Origin of the sequence: Intrasporangium sp. (assembly GCF_036566125.1) — a bacterium.
Lineage (GTDB): Bacteria > Actinomycetota > Actinomycetes > Actinomycetales > Dermatophilaceae > Intrasporangium.
The window spans coordinates 1-2,371 of record NZ_DATCWX010000034.1 but is presented as its reverse complement, the minus strand read 5'-3'; the positions used below and the strand labels follow the sequence as shown (position 1 = coordinate 2,371).

At 70.5% G+C, this 2,371-nt stretch carries 4 protein-coding genes; all 4 read right to left on the bottom strand.

Annotation, left to right across the window (positions count from 1 at the left end):
• A partial coding sequence (locus VIR15_RS02090) for a hypothetical protein (protein WP_331925813.1) occupies positions 1 to 277 on the bottom strand: 277 nt, incomplete at its 3' end.
• A 126-nt stretch (positions 278 to 403) separates the two neighbouring features.
• Positions 404 to 883 (bottom strand): cupin domain-containing protein, encoded by a 480-nt coding sequence (locus VIR15_RS02085; protein ID WP_331925812.1) that lies wholly within the window; start codon positions 881 to 883, stop codon positions 404 to 406.
• Between the two features lie 24 nt (positions 884 to 907).
• Complete coding sequence (gene sigM / locus VIR15_RS02080) at positions 908 to 1,510, bottom strand: RNA polymerase sigma factor SigM (RefSeq protein WP_331925811.1); 603 nt, start codon at positions 1,508 to 1,510, stop codon at positions 908 to 910.
• Positions 1,511 to 1,513: 3 nt separating this feature from the next.
• Positions 1,514 to 2,371: hypothetical protein (locus tag VIR15_RS02075; protein WP_331925810.1), on the bottom strand; the 858-nt coding region annotated here is incomplete at its 5' end.

The window sequence follows — 2,371 nt, the reverse complement described above, 5'->3', positions numbered from 1 at the left end:
CTGCCGCAGCGACCGCGGCGACGGCAAGGAGGGGGCGGGGGCGCTGGCGTTGGCGGAGGAGCGGCGCGATGACCGCCTGGTCCGGGTCGGTCCGGGTCAGCGGGCCGGGGTCGACGCGCAGGGCGACCTCGTCGCTCAGCAGGGACTCGATGCGCTGTGTGACGTGCTCCGGCATGGGGCCCGGGTCGCGGGCAGCAGCGAGCAGCTCACGGACCCGTGCCTCGACGGCCGGATCGAGCTCGTCGGCGGCCTCAGGCGTCTGCCCGGGTTGGTCCACGATGTTCCTTCAGGGGGTGCTTGGCTGGAGGCCGTCCCAGCGCTGCCGCGGTCATGGGACCGACCTCGTGCTTCGACGTGCAGGAGCGCGGCAGGGTTCCACTCGCCGCGGATCTCGTCCAGCAGATCAGTCTGCGTGCTGGTCCGGAGCGCCACCCTCGGGCTGGCGGCTCCAGGCGGGTGGTTCGTCGACGCCAGCCGACTCATCGCGCTCGGCGTCCGCGCTCGACCGCTGGACGATGCCCGGTGCGTGGTGGACCGGCGCATAGATCGCATAGAGGCGGAGCGGCTCATCACCGGTGTTGACCACGTCGTGCCAGCTGCCGGCCGGGACCTGGATCGACCACCCGTCCGAGACCTCCTGCTCGAAGTCGAGCTGGTCCTTCGCCGGCCCCATGACGCACCTGCCCCGACCAGCATCCAGACGCAGGAACTGGTCGGTGTCCGGGTGGACCTCGAGGCCGATCGACTCGCCGACCGGGATGGACATGAGCGTGACCTGCAGATAGGTGCCCGTCCAGGCGACGGTCCGGTAGTTGTCGTTCTCCCGGGTGGCCGTCTCGATGTCGAACGCGTTCGGCCGGGGCCCGTTGTCGCTGATCTGCATCACAGTTCCTTTCTGTCAACCGGGTCAGGAGCCATCTTCTCGTGTTCCAGGCGCAGAACCTCTACCCCGCGCGGGCGGCTCGGTCGTCAGGCCCAACTGCTGGGCGAGCGCAGCGCGGCCGCGGGCGCACCGTGACTTGATCGTCCCCTCGGCCACGCCGAGGATCAGGGCCGCCTCGGCGACGGGGACGGCGTGCATGTCGACGAGGACGAGGGCGGCGCGCTGGCCCTCGGGAAGCCTGGCAAGCGCCTCCTCGATGTCCAGGCGGACCTCGGTCGAGGCGTGCTGGTCCCGGCTGTCGGGGAGCTCGTACTCGGGCAGCTCGGCGGTCGGGCGAAGCCGGCGGAGGCGGTCGAGGCAGGCGTTGACGATGATCCGGTGCAGCCACGTGGTCACGGCCGAGTCGCCCCGGAAGGAGCCGGCCCTGCGGAACGCAGAGATGAAGCCGTCCTGGACGGCATCGGCAGCGATCTCCGGGTCGCGGCAGGTGCGCAGGGCGACGGCCCACATCCGGTCCTTGTGCCGTCGGAACAGCTCCCCGAAGGCGTGATCGTCTCCCTCCACATGACGCTGGAGCAGGTCCCGATCGCTGGCTTCAGCGAGCGGGACGGGGGTGGCAGGACCCACGACTCAGCGCACCACCACTTCGGCGATCTGGGCCCGGTAGTGGTTGGGTGCCTCGTCAGGTGCCGGCCGCGTGACCCACACGATGATCTTGGTGCCGGGCTCGATGTCCGAGGGTGCCTTGATGGTCACGGTCCCGCTCGTGTCCCGCACCTTGCCGATCTCCTGGGTCCGATCGAGGGAGGCCTCGTCGGCGAGGAAGACGGACACGTCCTGTGCGGCCGGCAGTGTGAGCTCGACCTCGCGAACCTTCGTCGGGGCGTTGAGGTCGAGCACCAGGCCGACGCCCTCCTTGCTCCGGTTGTACGTGTCGCTGCCGTACCACCGCGACTTCCAGGCCGTACCGGAGTCACCGTCGAAGGCGAGCGGGACCTGGTTCGGGCTCTCCTCGCCGTCGTCCTGCGGATCGAAGCTGGAGCCGCCGACGATGCTCACCCGCTGGTCATCTGGAGACTGCGTCTCGCTGGGGGTCGCCGGGGGCGGCGCCTGCTGCGACGTTGCCGATGGGGCTGGGGTCGTTCGCGTCCGGGTGACGGTGACCGTCGGCCGGGCCTCGGCCGGGCCATCGGACTCGCCGATCTTCGCGACGTTGTTGATGCCGATGACGAGCGCGACCAGGACGAGGGCGCCGACGATGGCGAGCGCGATACGCGACTGTGCCCCGGTCGGTCGCTCGGGCGTGCCGCCGAAGACCAGGGGAGAGGCGATCTCCGCCGTTGGAGGTTCCTCGAGAGCTTGGTCGATCGCGATGTCCTCGCCATCGAAAGGCTGGTCGTGTCGTCCTACCCGGCGCTCGGCGGCTCGTGCCGCTGCCTTGTCGGCAGCGGCACGGGCGAAGGAGCCGACGCGTTCGCCCATCGCGCT